The sequence below is a fragment of the Kocuria salsicia genome (genome assembly GCF_007681555.1).
Lineage (GTDB): Bacteria > Actinomycetota > Actinomycetes > Actinomycetales > Micrococcaceae > Kocuria > Kocuria salsicia.
The window spans coordinates 55,239-71,417 of sequence record NZ_VELE01000010.1; the positions used below are offsets into that span (position 1 = coordinate 55,239).

At 69.7% G+C, this 16,179-nt stretch carries 13 protein-coding genes and 2 riboswitches; of the genes, 10 read left to right on the forward strand and 3 right to left on the reverse strand.

The features are described from left to right. Positions 1-103: 103 nt before the first annotated feature. Positions 104-1,510: an LLM class flavin-dependent oxidoreductase gene (locus FS770_RS11800; RefSeq protein ID WP_145012069.1), complete on the reverse strand. Its 1,407-nt coding sequence runs from the start codon at positions 1,508-1,510 to the stop codon at positions 104-106. 84 nt (positions 1,511-1,594) lie between these two features. Next, positions 1,595-1,709: riboswitch (SAM riboswitch) on the reverse strand. A 140-nt stretch (positions 1,710-1,849) separates the two neighbouring features. Next, a riboswitch (SAM riboswitch) is annotated at positions 1,850-1,941 on the forward strand. Between the two features lie 7 nt (positions 1,942-1,948). Between FS770_RS11800 and FS770_RS11805 the strand changes: the two genes are divergently transcribed. The 8 genes from FS770_RS11805 to FS770_RS11840 all read left to right on the forward strand — a co-directional run bounded on the left by FS770_RS11805 (position 1,949) and on the right by FS770_RS11840 (position 11,325). After that, the gene (locus FS770_RS11805) at positions 1,949-2,752 is read left to right on the forward strand and encodes an ABC transporter ATP-binding protein (protein ID WP_145012072.1); all 804 of its coding nucleotides are present in this window, start codon (positions 1,949-1,951) and stop codon (positions 2,750-2,752) included. 3 nt (positions 2,753-2,755) lie between these two features. Then, positions 2,756-3,802, forward strand: coding sequence for an aliphatic sulfonate ABC transporter substrate-binding protein (locus FS770_RS11810; protein ID WP_244944910.1), 1,047 nt, complete (start codon positions 2,756-2,758; stop codon positions 3,800-3,802). Then, complete coding sequence (locus tag FS770_RS11815) at positions 3,799-4,716, forward strand: ABC transporter permease (RefSeq protein WP_145012075.1); 918 nt, start codon at positions 3,799-3,801, stop codon at positions 4,714-4,716. Before FS770_RS11810 ends, FS770_RS11815 begins: the two co-directional genes overlap by 4 nt. 136 nt (positions 4,717-4,852) lie before the next feature. After that, on the forward strand, positions 4,853-7,027 hold the full coding sequence (locus FS770_RS11820) for an AMP-binding protein (protein WP_145012078.1): 2,175 nt from the start codon (positions 4,853-4,855) through the stop codon (positions 7,025-7,027). A gap of 349 nt (positions 7,028-7,376) precedes the next feature. Continuing rightward, positions 7,377-8,387, forward strand: a complete 1,011-nt coding sequence (locus FS770_RS11825) for a succinate dehydrogenase/fumarate reductase transmembrane subunit (protein WP_145012080.1) — start codon at positions 7,377-7,379, stop codon at positions 8,385-8,387. Further along, a complete protein-coding gene (locus FS770_RS11830) occupies positions 8,387-9,136 on the forward strand; it encodes a succinate dehydrogenase/fumarate reductase iron-sulfur subunit (RefSeq protein WP_145012083.1) in 750 nt (249 codons plus the stop codon). Before FS770_RS11825 ends, FS770_RS11830 begins: the two co-directional genes overlap by 1 nt. Before the next feature lie 288 nt (positions 9,137-9,424). Beyond that, on the forward strand, positions 9,425-10,837 hold the full coding sequence (locus tag FS770_RS11835) for an O-acetylhomoserine aminocarboxypropyltransferase/cysteine synthase family protein (RefSeq protein WP_145012086.1): 1,413 nt from the start codon (positions 9,425-9,427) through the stop codon (positions 10,835-10,837). Continuing rightward, positions 10,834-11,325: a CoA-binding protein gene (locus FS770_RS11840; RefSeq protein WP_145012088.1), complete on the forward strand. Its 492-nt coding sequence runs from the start codon at positions 10,834-10,836 to the stop codon at positions 11,323-11,325. The genes FS770_RS11835 and FS770_RS11840 overlap by 4 nt, the downstream gene beginning before the upstream one ends. Before the next feature lie 178 nt (positions 11,326-11,503). Here FS770_RS11840 and FS770_RS11845 read toward each other — a convergent pair whose 3' ends face one another. After that, the gene (locus FS770_RS11845) at positions 11,504-12,085 is read right to left on the reverse strand and encodes a hypothetical protein (protein ID WP_144941197.1); all 582 of its coding nucleotides are present in this window, start codon (positions 12,083-12,085) and stop codon (positions 11,504-11,506) included. A 202-nt stretch (positions 12,086-12,287) separates the two neighbouring features. On the opposite strand from FS770_RS11845, the gene FS770_RS11850 reads away from it, so the two are divergent. Together FS770_RS11850 and FS770_RS11855 are read left to right on the forward strand one after the other, a co-directional pair. Further along, positions 12,288-13,544, forward strand: coding sequence for a YkvI family membrane protein (locus FS770_RS11850; protein ID WP_145012090.1), 1,257 nt, complete (start codon positions 12,288-12,290; stop codon positions 13,542-13,544). Between the two features lie 260 nt (positions 13,545-13,804). Further along, positions 13,805-14,563, forward strand: a complete 759-nt coding sequence (locus tag FS770_RS11855; RefSeq protein ID WP_094393131.1) for a DUF4352 domain-containing protein — start codon at positions 13,805-13,807, stop codon at positions 14,561-14,563. 112 nt (positions 14,564-14,675) lie between these two features. Here FS770_RS11855 and FS770_RS11860 read toward each other — a convergent pair whose 3' ends face one another. Continuing rightward, on the reverse strand, positions 14,676-16,163 hold the full coding sequence (locus FS770_RS11860; RefSeq protein WP_145012092.1) for an alanine/glycine:cation symporter family protein: 1,488 nt from the start codon (positions 16,161-16,163) through the stop codon (positions 14,676-14,678). Positions 16,164-16,179: the final 16 nt, after the last annotated feature.

Sequence of the window (16,179 nt, forward strand, 5' to 3'; positions counted from 1 at the left end):
CGGCGCGGACCCCGGGCGGGAAACGGGCCGTTGTCCCACCCGAGTGGGGTGCCCCGGCAACCCGGCCGTGCGGCGTCGTCCTCCCTGCGTCCCGGGCCGCCGCTCAGCGGGAACTGGCCGTGGCCACGGAGCACGCGTCCGCGAACGCGCCCCGGTAGGCCGCGGCGGGGTGAGTGTCCTTCACGCGGTCCTGGCCGGCTCCGTAGAGGGACTCGCGCAGGGTGGAGCCCTCGTACTCGGTGCGGTAGCGGCCGCGGGCCTGCAGTTCGGGGACCACGTACTCCACGAAGTCCTCGAAGGAGCCCGGGCTCACGTGGTAGGCCAGGTTGATGCCGTCCAGGCCGCCCTCGTCCACCCAGCGCTCCAGCTCGTCCGCCACGGTGGACGGAGAGCCCACGATCACGGCGCCCATCCCGCCCAGGGCGCAGTGCTTGGCGATCTCCTCGCGCGTCCACCGCTTGTCCTTCGCCTGGAGGGTGAACGGGGTGAGGAAGGACTGGATGGAGTCGGTCTTGATGTAGTTCAGGGCCTCGTCCTCCGGGAACTGGGAGAGGTCCACGCCGGACCAGCCGCCGATGATCGCCTGGGACGCCTCCAGGTCCACGTACTGCAGGTAGTCACGGTACTTCTCCGCGGCCTCCTCATCCGTGTCCGCGACCACCACGGAGAGCATCGCGTAGATCTTCACGTCCTCCGGGTCCCGGCCCTGGGCCTGCGCCTGCTCGCGGATCTTGTCCGTCATGTACCGGGTGAGGTCCGGGCGGGTGCCGCCGATGAACACCGCCTCCGCGTGCCGCCCGGCGAACGCCTGCCCGCGCGAGGACGCACCCGCCTGGAAGATCAGCGGCGTGCGCTGCGGGGACGGCTCGGTCAGCCCGGCCCCGGGAACCGTGAAGTGCTCGCCGGCGTGCCGGATGGGGTGCACCTTGGTGGGGTCCGCGTAGACCCCGGATTCGCGGTCCTTCACCACGGCGTCGTCCTCCCACGAGCCCTCCCAGAGCTTGTAGCACACGTCCAGGAACTCCTCCGCGATCTCGTAGCGCTGGTCGTGCTCGATCTGGCGCGGCAGCCCCTGGTTCTCAGCGGCGGAGGGCAGGTAGGAGGTGACCACGTTGAAGCCCACGCGCCCGCGCGTGAGGTGGTCCAGCGTGGCGAACTTCCGGGCGAGGGTGTAGGGCTGCTCGTAGGTCACTGCGCTCGTGACGCCGAAGCCCAGGTGCTCCGTCACGGCGGCCATGGCCGAGACCTGCATGAACGGGTCGTTGACCGGGACCTGCGCGCCGTCCCGCACGGCCGGTGCCGCGGAGTTGCGGTAGATGTCGTAGATCCCGACGACGTCCGCCAGGAAGAGTGCGTCGAACTTCCCCTTCTCCAGCAGCCGGGCCAGATTCGTCCAGTACTCGAGCGTGTTGTACTCGGTGGCCCGGGACCGCGGGTGCCGCCACAGGCCAAAGCTCTGGTGGTCCACACAGGTCATGTCAAATGCGTTGACGGAGATCCGCTTGCTCATGTGCCGGTTCCTTGAAGTTGACGCAACCCGCACCCCGTGCACCGCCCGCGGCGGCCATCTGCGGGTCCAGCGCGCGCGTGCGCGGCGCCGTACTTGCCGCATGCGGTGTGCCATGCGGCCCGATCCTCACCTGGGGCACCCCGCTACGGGAGAGGGTTGCCGTCCGACAAGCCAGGGCTGAACGTCGGAACTCGTGATCGTCTCGATCCAGAGTCTAACCACGCTCCCTCAGCAGGCGAAGCTCCACGTGACGCCGCGTGACCCCGCGCACCACCGATCCCCGTGGGCTGTCTCACACCGACTTGCATCACCGCTCCGGGCAACCGTTGAATGAGGGCGTTCCCATCCGGAGCGGCTGAGAGACCTGGCTCGTCGACGTCGCAGCAACCGGCCCCACGCGGGCAAGGTGCTAATGCCAGGAACGATGGAGTTGATGAGTTGCGTCATGTCCTCACACGCCCGGACACCGCCCTCGACGCCGCGGCGGTCTCGTTCGAGAACCTGGGCAAGTCCTTCCCCTCCCGCGACGGTCGGTACGAGCAGCCCGTCCTGACGGACGTCTCCTTCCGGGTCGAGCCGGGAGAGATCGTCACCGTCCTGGGCCCCTCGGGCTGCGGGAAGTCGACGCTGCTGCGCGCGGTGGGCGGCCTCAGCGCCCCCACGTCCGGCGCGGTACGGATCGACGACGACGTCGTCTCCGGGATCGACCCGCGCTGCGCCGTCGGCTTTCAGGAGCCGCGGCTGCTGCCCTGGCGCACGATCACGAAGAACGTGGAACTCGGCCTGCCCGCGAGAACCCCGAGCGGCACTGGCCGACGCCGGGTGGCCGAGCTGCTGGATCTCGTGGGGCTGACCCACCACGCGGGCCACCGCCCCGGAGAGGTCTCGGGCGGCATGGCGCAGCGCGCGTCGCTGGCCCGTGCGCTGGCCCGCAACCCCCGGGTGCTGCTGCTGGACGAACCCTTCGGCGCGCTGGACGCCCTCACCCGGATCCGCATGCAGGACCTCCTGCTGCAGGTGCACCGGGCGGATCCGACAACGGTCCTGATGGTCACGCACGACGTCGAGGAGGCGCTCGTCCTCTCCGACCGCGTGGTCGTCCTGACCCGAGAGACCCCCACGAGCCCGGCCACGGTGGCGGAGGTGCTCGCCCCGGATCTGGCCCGCCCGCGCTCCCGGGACGACACCCGCCTCACCGCCATGCGCACCCACCTGCTGCGCCTGCTCGGTGTGGAGCGCTGAGGGGTGCCCGTCGTCTCACGCCGGGGCGTGCTGCGTGCCGCCGCCCTCTCCTCCCTGGCGCTGCCGTTGAGCGGCTGCGTCATGGCCGGGGAGGGCCCCGGACGCGGCGTGGCCGGCGGCTCCGCGGACGAGATCTACCTGGACTACGCCACGTACAACCCGCTGTCACTGATCATCAAGTCCAAGGGGTGGCTCGAGAAGGTTGCCGCCGAGCACGGCCAGAGCGTCACCTGGGTCTACTCGGCCGGGTCGAACAAGGCGAACGAGTCCCTGCGCGCGGGCGTGGTCGATGTCGGCTCCACCGCCGGCTCGGCCGCGCTGCTGGCACGGGCCAACGGCTCCCCGATCAAGACCATCAGCCTCTTCTCCCAGCCCGAGTGGTCTGCCCTGGTGCGCACGGCGGCCTCGCCCGTGCGCGCCATCGCTGACCTCGCAGGCAAGAGCGTGGCCGTCACCAAGGGGACGGACCCCTACTTCTTCCTGCTGCAGTCCCTGAAGGCTGCGGGGATGAGCGCGGAGGACGTCACCGTGACGAACCTCCAGCACGCGGACGGGCGCACGGCCCTGGACTCCGGCCGGGTGGACGCCTGGTCCGGGCTGGACCCGATCATGGCGGCGTCCGAGCAGAACGGCGACGTGCTGTTCCACCGCAAACTCGAGTACAACACCTACGGCTTCCTCAACGTCCGCGAGGTCTTCCTGCGGCTGAACCCCACCGGCGCCCAGGACGTGGTGAACACCTACGCCTATGCCCGCTCCTGGGCGGCGCGGCACCGTGACGAGGGGATCGAGGTCCTCGCGGAAGCGGCGAAGATCGACCTCGACACCGCCACCCGTGTGTGGCACCGCACCCACCTGGACATCGACCCCGTCCCCGGCGAGAAGCAGCTCGCCGTGCTGCGGGAGGTGGGCCCGATCCTCGTCGACTCGGGGGACGTGCCCTCGCAGCAGGATGTGGACGACGCCCTCGCGGGGATTGTCGAGCAGCACTACGCACAGAGCGCGGACGCCGACGCCGCGGCCCGGGCCATCGAAGGGAACGCCCCATGAGCACGCACTCCACCTCCGGAAGCACGACCCTGGACGAGGTGACCGGCGAACCCCTCGGCGGCGCGAACGCGAGCACGGTGCCCGCCGCCGAGCACGAAGGCTCCGGTCCGCTGCCCCCACGACGTCGACGGGCAGGTTCCGTGCCGCGCACCCGGCTCACGGTCGCCCTGCTCGGACTGGTGCTGCCCGTCCTGCTGCTGCTCGTGTGGCACCTCCTGTCCACAAACGGCTTCTACTCCCCTGTGCAGCTCCCGCAGCCCTCGGCCGTCCTCGGCGCCGGGTGGGAGCTGCTGCGCAGCGGTGACCTGTGGGTGCACGTGGGGATCTCCACCCAGCGCGTGGTCGTAGGATTCATGCTCGGCAGCGCCCTGGGCCTCGCCGTCGGCGCCCTGGTGGGACTCTCCCCGTGGGCGCGGATCCTCGCCGGGCCCACCGTCGGAGCCCTGCGCGCGGTACCGTCCCTGGCCTGGGTTCCGCTGCTGCTGCTGTGGATCGGGATTGGGGAGAACTCCAAGGTGACCCTGGTGGCCATCGGCGCGTTCTTCCCCGTGTACACCACGGTCTCCGCGGCGCTGCAGCACGTGGACGGGCAGATCGTCGAGGCGGCCCGCTCGTTCGGCATCCGGGGCGTCCGGCTGTTCACCACCGTGCAGCTGCCCGCCGTGCTGCCCGCCGTGATCTCCGGGCTGCGTCTCGCGCTGGCCCAGGCGTGGCTGTTCCTCGTGGCCGCCGAGCTGCTCGGCTCCTCCATGGGGCTCGGATTTCTGCTCACCGACTCGCAGAACAACGGTCGCACGGACCGGCTCCTGCTCGCGATCGTGCTGCTCGCCGTGCTGGGCAAGCTGACAGATGCGCTGATCGGGGTCTTCGAGCGCTGGACACAGCACCGGTGGGGCTCGGCCCCCGCCACCTGAGCCCGGTTTCTCGTCCGGGCGGCGTCGGCACCCGACGACGACGCCCGCACCCCTGAGCACGCCACCCACCCGAGGCGCGAGCCCCACGGCCGCCGCCCCCTGACCTCCGACGGACCATGAACCAGGAGACACCACGATGACCGCGTTCGCATACACGGACCCCCACGCCCCCACCCCGAACCCCGCGCTCATCTCGGACGAGGCGCGGATCGAGTTCTGGGCGGAGCAGGCCGGCCGGCTGGACTGGGCCGAGCCGTGGCACACGACCCACCGCTTCGAGAAGCCGCGGCGCACCGGGGAGGACGAGGACGGCAATCCCACCTACACGGTCCCGGAGATCGCGTGGTTCGAGGGCGGCACGCTCAACGTGTCCTACAACTGCGTGGACCGCCACGTGGCAGCGGGGCGCGGCAACCACGTGGCCCTGTACTTCGAGGGCGAGCCCGGGGACCGTGCGGTCTACACGTACGCGGACCTGCAGCGGGAGGTCTGCAAGGCCGCCAACGCCCTGCTGGACCTCGGTGTGGAGAAGGGCGACCGCGTGGTGGTCTACCTGCCCGTGATCCCCGAGACGGTCATCATCACGCTGGCGTGCGCCCGGATCGGCGCGGTGCACTCACTGGTCTTCGGCGGGTTCTCAGCCGAGGCGCTGAAGTTCCGTGTGGAGGACACCGGCGCGAAGGTGCTGGTGACCACGGACGGGCAGAACCGGCGCGGCGTCGTCGTGCCCGTGAAAGCCGCGGCGGACGAAGCGTGCAACGGGGAGAACGCGATCGAGCACGTGGTGGTGGTGCGCCGCACCTCACGCCCCGGCCGCACGGACCTGCCGCGGGGCACGCGCGGGCTGCGGTCCAAGGACCAGGAGCTCGTGCCGTGGACGCCCGGACGGGACGTGTGGTGGCACGAGCTCACCGCGCAGGCCTCCGAGGTCCACGAACCCGAGGCGTTCGACGCCGAGACGCCGCTGTTCATCATCTACACGTCCGGCACCACCGGGAAACCCAAGGGCCTGGTCCACACCATGGGCGGGTACCTGGTGCAGACGGCATACACCCACGCGCTGATGTTCGATCTCCTGCCGGACGTCCCGGACGCGGACGGAACTGTGCGCCCGGACGAGCTCTCGACCGTGAACGATCCGGCCAAGGTGGACTCGACCGTCCACTGGTGCACCGCGGACCTCGCGTGGGTCACCGCCCACACCTACGAGATCTACGGACCGCTGGTCAACGGCGTGTCGGAGGTGATCTACGAGGGCACCCCGAACACCCCTGACTACGGCCGGCACTTCGAGGTCATCGAGCGCTACGGCGTGACCAACTACTACACCGCGCCCACTCTGATCCGCTCGCTCATGGGCGCGTTCCCCAAGGGCCTGCCGCCGGTCTACAACCTTTCCTCCATCCGACTGCTCGGCTCGGTGGGCGAGTCCATCAACCCCGAGGCCTGGCGCTGGCTGCGCGCACAGGTGGGCCGGGACGAGGTGCCGTTCGTGGACACGTGGTGGCAGTCCGAGACGGGTTCGTGCGTGGCGTCGCCGCGCCCGCACGATCCGCAGTTCGCGCCTCCCGGCACGTTCGACGACGACGCTCCGCTCACCTCCCCGAAGCCCGGTTGCGTCACGCGCGCCGTGCCGGGGGTGTCCCTGCGAGTGGTGGACGAGTCCGGCGAGGACGTGGCACCGGGGCTGCAGGGCTTTGCGGTGGTCGACAAGATCGGCCCGTCCATGGCGCGGACGGTGTGGAGGGACCCGCAGCGCTTTCTCGCCTCCTACTGGGAGGCCTACGGCGAGCGCGGCTGGTTCCTGGCCGGGGACGGCGCCCGTGTTGACGAGGAAGGGGACCTCTACATCCTGGGACGCGTGGACGACGTCATCAACGTCTCCGGGCACCGGCTGTCGACCATCGAGATCGAGTCCGCGCTGGTCACCCACCCGCATGTGGTCGAGGCCGGGGCCACTCCGGTGACGGACCCGGTGGCCGGGCACGCGGTGCTCGCTTACGTGGTGCTCAGCCGTGCGGCGCTGTCCCTGCCCCCGGACGAGGTGCGGGACGAGCTTCGCGCCCACGTGGCCAGGGAGATCGGCCCGATCGCCAAACCACGGGAGGTCGTTGCGGTGCCGGACCTGCCCAAGACGCGCTCCGGCAAGATCACCCGCCGCCTGCTCGGCCAGCTCTACGAGGGCGCACCGCTGGGTGACCGCTCCTCGCTGCAGAACGAGGAGGCGCTGGACGCGATCGCGGACGTCCTGGCGGCACGGGGGCAGGTCGGCCAGGGCCCGGACCGCCGTCGCCGTCGTACGTCCTTGTAGCCTGCACCCATGGACAACCCTCCCGCAGACGCCTCCCTCCGACCAGGTCCCCGCGGTCGGCCCTGCACGGTTGCTGCTGCCCCGCGAGGTGACCGCCACCGAGGAGCAGCAGCGGGCGATCGCTGCGGGGTTGCAGCCCCACTGGTGGTCAGGATGGCGCCCGTGCTTCCCTCCCTCCGGGCGGACGTGGAGGCGGCGGTCCGCAGGGTGTCACCGCCGCAGACCTGAACCACCTGGTGGGCCCGCCGGAGGTCGAGGGGTCCGAGGGAGCTGAGTGCACCGGCAGGCGTGACCGCGTGTGACCCTCGGAACTGGTCCCTCCCGCGCCACCTTCTAGGATTGGGCAGTGATGACTTTCTCCGATCCCTCCCCGCGAGAGCCCGCCGCGCGCGCGTCACGCCCCGCCGCGCCGGCTGCCGTCCCCTCGGACGCGCCCGACGACGCCGCCCCGCGCTCGAACGCGTGGCAGCGCACCCTGGGAGCGGCGTCGAACCCGGACCTGAAGCTCGCCATGGCGGCCTCAGGCACCGCGCTGAGCCTGTTCACCGTGGGGCACATGGCCGGGAACATGCAGGTCTACGCGGGCCGTGAGCGGTTCAACGAGTACGCCCGGATGCTGCGCCGCGCGGGCGCCCCAGTGCTGCCGCCGAACACCCTGCTGTGGGTCGCGCGGGCCGGTCTGCTCGCGAGCGCCGGTGTGCACGTGCTCGCGGGCACCGAGCTCACGCTGCGCAGCATGCGCCGGGAGGGCCGAACGGTCGCGGTCACAGCGCGGCAGGTCACGCTCCGGATCGCCACGGTGGTGGGCTCGCGTCCCCGCCCTGCGCTGCCCGGGCGGCCCCTGGGCGTCCCGACGAGCGCACCCGAACAGCCAACGGGTGCACCCACGGGCACGCCGAAGGCCTCCCGCCGCGCGCCGTTTGCCGGCGCCTTCCTCCCCGACCGCTCCGGCGCCCCCCGCAGGCGCCCCCGGGGACGACGTCGCACACTCCCCCAGCTCGTCGCCCGGTCAATGCGCTCCACGGGCGCGGTCCTGGGCCTGTTCGTGGGCTACCACGTGATGGACCTCACCACCGGAACCCGCCCGGCGGCCGCGCGCTCCTTCGAGCACGGTGACGCCTACGGAAACCTGGTCTCGAGCCTGTCCCGGCCGGTGGTCGCGGCGTTCTACGCGGCGTCGATGGCCGCCCTGGCCGGGCACATGGTCCACGGGCTGCGCACCGCCGCGCTGGACACCGGGCTCACCGGGACCGCCCAGCGTGTGCACCGGGTGGACGTGGCCGCGAAGGCCGTGGGCGCCGTCGTCGCGATTGGCAACGTGAGCATTCCTGTAGCCGTACAAATCAAGGTGGTGCGCTGATGCTGCTGACCGTGCACGTCTGGCGACAGCCGGACGCCGAGACCCAGGGCGGCTTCGAGACCGTCCATCCCGTGGAGGCGCGCGAGGAGATGAGCGTCCTCGAGCTGCTGGACGCCGTCAACGAGACCCTGGAGCGCCAGGGGGACGAGCCCGTGAGCTTCGACGACGGTTGCCGCGAGGGCATCTGCGGCAAGTGCGGCGTGACCGTGGACGGTGTCCCGCACGGTCCGGACCGCAACAGGGCCTCGTGCATGCAGTCCCTGAACGCCTACCGGGACGGGGACGAGATCTTCGTCGAGCCCATGCGCGCCGGTGCCCTGCCGGTCAAGAAGGACCTCTCCGTGGACAAGAAGTCCCTGCGGCGGGTCTCCAAGGAGGCCAAGTTCCCGGTGGCCATGAAGGCCCTGAACACCGCGGGCTGCATCAGCTGCGGCGCGTGCATCGCCGCGTGCCCCAACGGCTCCGGCCAGCTGTTCGTGGGCACCATGCTCAAGCACCTGCCGCCGCTGGCCAAGACCCCCGAGGAGCGCGACGAACGCGCCGCCAAGGTGCTCGACGCCGCCGACCAGGAGTTCGGCCCGTGCTCCCTGCTGGGCGACTGCACCGAGGTGTGCCCCGCCGGGCTGCCGCTGCAGAACCTCACCTCCGTCACGCGCGAAAACCTGCACCGCAAGTTCCCGGACCGCTACCCCGCGCCGCAGGGTCCGGAGGATGAGGGTTCGGAGGGCGCGGGCGCGGAGAAGAAGTAACCGCGCGGCGTCGGGCCAGGAAGCCCCGGCGCCCGCGTCCGGGTTCCCCTGGGCGCGCCGGGCGACCGTTGAAGCCGCGCGGCGTCACACCGGTTTGTGAGCCGCCCAGGACGCACCCCACAATGGACGGACCATCCCGAGCGGCCGAGGGACCTGGATCGACGACGCCGCAGCAACCCGCAGCGCCCGGCCCGCTGCACGGTGCTACCGCCAGGACCGATGGAGCGTTCGCACTCGCTGCAACAGTTTCACCGCGGGACCCACTGCGCAGGCCGTTCAGGAGGATCCATGGCCGAGCACCAGTTCGGTTTCCGCACCCGGGCCCTGCACGCGGGCGGCACCCCGGACGCCGAGCACGGCGCGCGCTCCGTGCCGATCTATCAGACCAGCTCGTTCGTGTTCAAGGACGCAGACGACGCCGCCAACCTGTTCGCGCTGCAGAAGTACGGCAACATCTACTCCCGGATCGGCAACCCCACGGTGGCGGCCCTGGAGGAGAGGATCGCGTCCCTGGAGGGCGGGATCGGTGCGGTGGCCACCGCTTCGGGCATGGCCGCCGAGTTCATCACGTTCGCCGCGCTGTGCGGGCAGGGTGACCACGTGGTGGCCTCGTCCCAGCTCTACGGAGGCACGGTCACCCAGCTGGACGTGACCCTGCGCCGCTTCGGGGTGGAGACCACGTTCGTGCCCGGTACGGACCCGGCGGACTACCGCGCGGCGCTGACCGGGAACACCAAGGCTGTCTACACGGAGCTCGTGGCCAACCCGTCCGGGGAGATCGCGGACCTGGAGGGTCTTGCGGAGGTCGCCCACGAGGCCGGTGTGCCGCTGGTCGTCGATGCCACCCTGAACACCCCGTACCTGTGCCGCCCGTTCGAGCACGGCGCGGACATCGTGATCCACTCGATCACCAAGTTCCTGGGCGGGCACGGCAATACCCTGGGTGGCGTGGTGGTCGAATCCGGCCGCTTCGACTGGGGCAACGGGAACTTCCCGGCCATGACCGAACCGGTCCCCTCCTACAACAACGTGACGTGGTGGGGGAACTTCGGTGAGTACGGGTTCCTGACCAAGCTGCGTTCGGAGCAGCTGCGGGACATCGGGCCCGCCCTGACCCCGCAGGCAGCGTGGAACCTGCTTCAGGGTGTGGAGACTCTTCCCCAGCGCATGGACGCCCACGTGGGCAACGCGCGCGAGGTGGTGCAGTGGCTGCACAGCGACCCCCGCATCTCCTACGTCAACTACGCCGGGCTGGAGGACCACCCTCACCACGACCGCGCGCAGAAGTATCTCCCGCACGGTGTGGGCTCGGTCTTCGCGTTCGGGGTCGCCGGAACGGACGAGCTGAGCGGGCGCGAGGTGGGCGCCCGGTTCATCGGCGCCCTGCAGCTCGCCTCCCATCTGGCCAACATCGGAGATGCCCGCACCCTCGTGCTGCACCCCGCCTCCACCACGCACCAGCAGCTGAGCTCCGAGCAGCTCGCGGCCGGCGGTGTGAAGGGGGACCTCATCCGCATCTCCGTGGGGCTGGAGGACGCGGCGGACATCATCTGGGACCTGGACCAGGCGCTCACCGCGGCCAGTGGCAGGAACCGGGAGGGCGGCGTCGTCGGCCCCGAGGCCATCCTCGAGGACGCCGCACGGCAGATCCTTGAGCAGGACACCAGCGCCACAGGCGCGCACGAAGGAGGACGGGCATGAGCACCGAACGCACCTGGGTGGGCCCCAGCGCCCCCGAACGGCTGGGCATCCTGAGGAGCACCCGCTCCGTGGCGATCGTGGGGATGTCCAACAAGCCCTCGCGCGCGAGCTACTTCGTGGCCACCTACCTGCGCTCCTCGAGCCCGTACCGCGTGTACTTCGTGAACCCGGTGCTGGACGAGGTGCTCGGCGAGAAGGTCTACCCGTCCCTCGAGCACCTGCCGGAGCCCCCGGACCTCGTGGACGTGTTCCGCAAGGACGCTGACCTGCCCGGGGTGGCGCAGGAAGCGGTCGATGCGGGCGCGAAGACGCTGTGGCTGCAGCTCGGCTCCTGGAACGAGGAAGCCGCGAGGATCGCGGAGGACGCCGGACTGAACGTGGTCATGGACCGCTGCGTGAAGATCGAGCACGCACGCTTCCACGGCGGCCTGCACCTCGCGGGCTTCAACACGGGAGTGGTCTCCGCGAAGCGCCAGGTTCTCGCGTAACCGGGACGGCGGCCCTCTGAGGTGTAGGGACACCCGGATTTCCTGCACGGGACCGGGTACCTCTACACCTCGGATTCATGTCCGGGCCGCGCAGTGCCACGACGACGACGCCGCACCCTCTGCTGCGCGGCACGGGCCTCGGCTGGTGCGCACCTCAGCTGGAACGTGCCCCTGCCGGTCAGCGCCTCAGGCAGCGCACCACCGCGGCCACCCGCTGCCAGCCCTGCGCCTCGCGGGCGGGGAGCTCACTCTCCGGCACGACCGTGTACAGGCGCTCGGCGTCCGCGAGGAAGGCCTCGTTGGCCATGGCGGAGACGAGCGGGTCCAGCACCTCGGCAGGATCGCGGTCCTGCGACGAGTCCGCGTGCAGCGCGCCCACGAACGCGACGCCCTCCTGCACGGACATGGCCGAGTGAGCCACGGGCTGACCCCACTCGTCCACCTCGAAGCGCGACCAGTCGCCCATTGGTGCATCGAAGAGTCCGGCGTCCCCGGGGAAGCCCAGGCCGCGGTCGAGGTCCTGCACCGCGCCGCAGAGCAGCACGTCGGTGGAGAGGACGTCGCTGCCCGCCGCCACGACGGCATCCCGGACCGTACCCGCGTCCGAGGGCTCACACACCAGGACCAGCTCCACGCCGGCCACCGTGTCCTGCGGGAGGGAACCGTTCCACGCCCGAACGCCCTGTGCGGTCTCGTCCTCGCGGATGGCGGCCCATCCGCCCGCCCAGGCATCGAGGTCCGACTGCCACTGCTGCGTCATGAGCTGCTCCTTCCGCGGAAAACGTCCCTCACGAGTATGCCACCGCGGCCGGTCGCCGGAGGGGCTGCGGCACCCGGTGCCGGGGGCGGCGCACGCACGCGCCCGGTCATGTCTCTATGCTTGGCGGATGAATGCTCGGCGGGGTGCGCCCCGACCGGGCCGCGCCTTCGCCACCCCACCACACCTGCGAGGAGTCCCACCTGTGTCCGTCAAGAAAACCATGCAAGTCTCACTGGCCTTCGTGGGCCTGATGGTCGGTGCCGGTTTCGCGACCGGTCAAGAGGTCATCCAGTACTTCATCTCGTTCGGTGCGTGGGGTCTCGCCGGGGCGATCGTGGCCGGGGTGCTGATGATCACCGCCGGTGCCGTGATCATCAACATCGGCAGCTACTTCATGGCGGACGAGCACCGTCAGGTCTTCAGCTCCGTGTCCTCCCCGTGGATCTCCCACTTCCTGGACTACGCAGTGTCGCTCACGCTGTTCGCCATGGGCATCGTGATGCTCGCGGGCGCGGGCTCCACGCTGGAGCAGCAGTTCGGGCTGCCGGCGTGGATCGGCTCGGCCATCATGGTGGCCATTGTGATGGTCACCGGCCTGCTGGACGTCAACAAGGTCACGAACATCATCTCCGCAGTGACGCCCACGATCTTCGTGGCCGTGATCGTGGCGTTCGTCTACACCCTGTTCCAGCTGCCCGTGGACCTGGGTGCCGCGCACGAGCTCGCCGTCCAGGCGGACTCGCCGGTCTCCCCGTGGTGGCTCTCCGCGATCAACTACACCTCCATGGCGCTCATGCTGGGCGTGTCCATGTCCCTGGTGATCGGCGGCAACACCCTGGACCCGCGCGACGCCGGCCGTGGCGGTCTGATCGGCGGCGTGGTCTACACCGTTCTGCTGACCATGAATGCGTTCGCCCTGCTGGTGAACTACCCGAGCGTGGGAGAGGCGGACGTTCCCATGCTCAGGCTCTTCGAGACCATGCACCCCGTCGCGGCCATGGCCATGGTGTTCGTGACGTTCGTGATGATCTACAACACCTGCATCAGCATGTTCTACGCTCTGGGCCGCCGTATGACGGTCAACCACCGCAGCCGCTACGTCCCCATCTTCCTGGTCACCTGCCTCGTGGGCTACGCAATCAGCCTGGTGGGCTTCGGCACGCTCATGAGCGTGGTGTACCCGGTGATCGGCTACGTGGGCCTGGTGCTGATGGTCGTGATGTTCGTGTGGTGGTTCCGCAACCGGGACAAGATCAGCGCGGAGGCCGGGCGTCGCATCCGCATCCGTGCGCTGCTCACCAAGCGCGGCGACGACAGCCAGGAGTTCTCCGAGTACAACGAGAACCAGCTCCGCGACGCCACCGAGGGCTCCCCCGCGGACAACGACACCCTCACCGGCGCCATCGACGCCCTCATCAAGCGGGACCAGGATGCGGAGAAGGACTCGTCCTCCTCCTGATCCGCATCGTCCTGACTGCATGAACCCGGGCCGTACCTCTTCTGAGGTGCGGCCCGGGTTTCGTCTACCCACGGCGCCAGCCGCAGTGATTGCAATAAACATGCCATTTCATGGATTTCTGTCACCATCAACCCATGGACTCATCTCACCCCCACGGTTCCAGCGCCTACACGCCCCCGCCGTCTCCCGCTGGACAGCCCCTGCCTCCTCACGGACGGGGCCAACCCTTCCCGCCCCAGCAGGGGGCGCCGCGCCGAGGCATGAACGCCGTGGGCCTGATCGCCCTGGTGATCGCTGCTCTCGGCTTCATCTTCGCGTGTGTGCCCGGCGCACTCATCATCGGGTGGGTGCTGCTGCCCATCGCATTCGTTCTGAGCCTGGTGTCCCTGTTTCTCCAGGGCAAGAGCAAGTGGATGGGCATCACAGCCCTCGTGCTGTCGGTGGTGGGAACCCTCGTGGGCGTGCTTGTCTTCATCTTCCTGGTGGGCTCGGCCTTCGACGACGCGTTCAGCGGGGACGATCCCACGGTCACGCAGCCTGGGGACAGCACGAGCGCGGATGGAGCGCAGGCCGCAGGCTCGGCGGCAGGCACCCGCGCCAATCCGTACCCGGTGGGGTCCACCATCGAGTCGGGAGACTGGCGCGTGGTGGTGAACTCGGTGGAGCCCGATGCCAACGCTTCGGCGCAGGCCGAGAACCCGTACAACGACGCCCCCGCATCAGGGAAGCAGTACATGATGGTCAACTACTCCGTGACCTACCTGGGCAAGGACCCCGATGGCCAAGCCGCGCTGGGCTCCACCGTGGCCTATGTGACCCCCGAGGGAAACACGATCAACAGCTTCGACAAGGCCGTGGTCGCCCCCGACGCGTTCGACCCGTCGTCAACGCTCTACGAAGGCGCCACCGAAACGGGGAACGTGGTGTTTGAGGTGCCGTCCTCGAACGCGGACAAGGGCGTTCTCGCGGTGCAGACCGATCTCTTGGGCGGTGACAAGGTGTTCGTCGCGCTCACGTAGTCGATAGGTTGCGAACAGACGAAGCCCCCGGCAGCTGCCGGGGGCTTCGTCGTGGAAGGGCGCGGGCGTCGTCGTCAGGGGCTCGGGACGACGACGCCGCGCGCCCGCGGGATCAGCGGCGCGCCCCGTCCTTGTCGCGGCCGCGCTGCTCCCAGAAGATCGGCAGCGTCACGGTGTCCGTGCCGTCCCACGCGGAGAGCCCGTGCAGACCGGGGATGTCACCGGCCTTGAAGACGGGCTCCACGCCGGCCTTGCGCTGCTCCATGTAGTTCTGCAGCACCTTGGCGGCCACGCCGGCGAGCATCACCAAAGCGATCAGGTTCAGGGTGGCCATGAACGCCATGAACAGGTCCGCCAGGGACCACACGAGGTCCAGGGCGAGGATCGCACCCATGAACACGCACACGAGCACCGCGAAGCGGTAGACGCCCATGGCCGTGCGGGACTTGGTCATGAAGCGGACGTTGGACTCGCCGTAGTAGTAGTTGCCGATCACCGAGGACCACGCGAACAGGAAGATCGCCACGGTCAGGAAGTGCACGGCCCAGTCGCCCAGCTGCATTCCGAGGGCGCTCTGGGTCAGGCCAGCACCCTGACGCTCATCCCCGAACGACGGGTTGGAGAGCAGCACGATGAACGCGGTGATCGAGCAGACCAGCATGGTGTCGAAGAAGACGCCCAGGGACTGCACGAAGCCCTGCTTGGCAGGGTGGGAGATGGACGCGGTGGCACCGGCGTTCGGAGCGGAGCCCATGCCGGCCTCGTTGGAGAACAGGCCGCGCTTCATGCCCTGGATGATCACGCCGATCAGACCGCCCGTGATGAACTCCCGCATGCCGAAGGCACCCTGGATGATCATGGCGAACATTGTGGGGACCTCGGTGATGTTCAGGACCAGAACCAGCAGGCCCAGGATCAGGTACAGCACGGCCATGACGGGCACCAGCACCTGCGTCACAGAGGAGATGGAGCGGATGCCGCCGAAGATCACGGCCGCGGTGAGCACCACGAGGGCGAGACCGAGCACCACGCGCAGCCACAGGCCCTGCCCGTTGGTGATGTCCACGCCGAAGGAGCCGCTCACGGCGTCCACGATCGAGTTGGACTGCACGGAGTTGAACACGAAGCCGTAGGTGACGGTGATGATGACCGCGAACAGCAGACCCATCCACCGCTTGTTGAGCCCGCGCTCCATGTAGTACGCGGGACCGCCCACGTAGCCGTCCGCGGTCTTCACCTTGTACAGCTGGCCCAGCAGGGACTCCACGAAGGCGCTCGCGGCGCCGATGACCGCGATGGCCCACATCCAGAACACGGCGCCGGGCCCGCCCAGGGTGATCGCGATGGCCACGCCTGCAATATTGCCCGTGCCCACGCGCGCGGCGGCGGAGACGGTGAAAGCGCGGAACGAGGAGATGCCCTTGCGCCCGTCCTCCTCACCCGCAGGATCGGTCAGCACACGGAACATCTCAGGGATGCCGCTGAACTGGATGGCCTTGGTACGGATGGTCAGGTACAAGCCCACGCCGATGAGGATGGCGAAGACCACGTACCAGACGTAGCCACCCACCGTTGCGACGAGCTCTGTCAGTGATTCCATGGAAACTCCGTGTTGT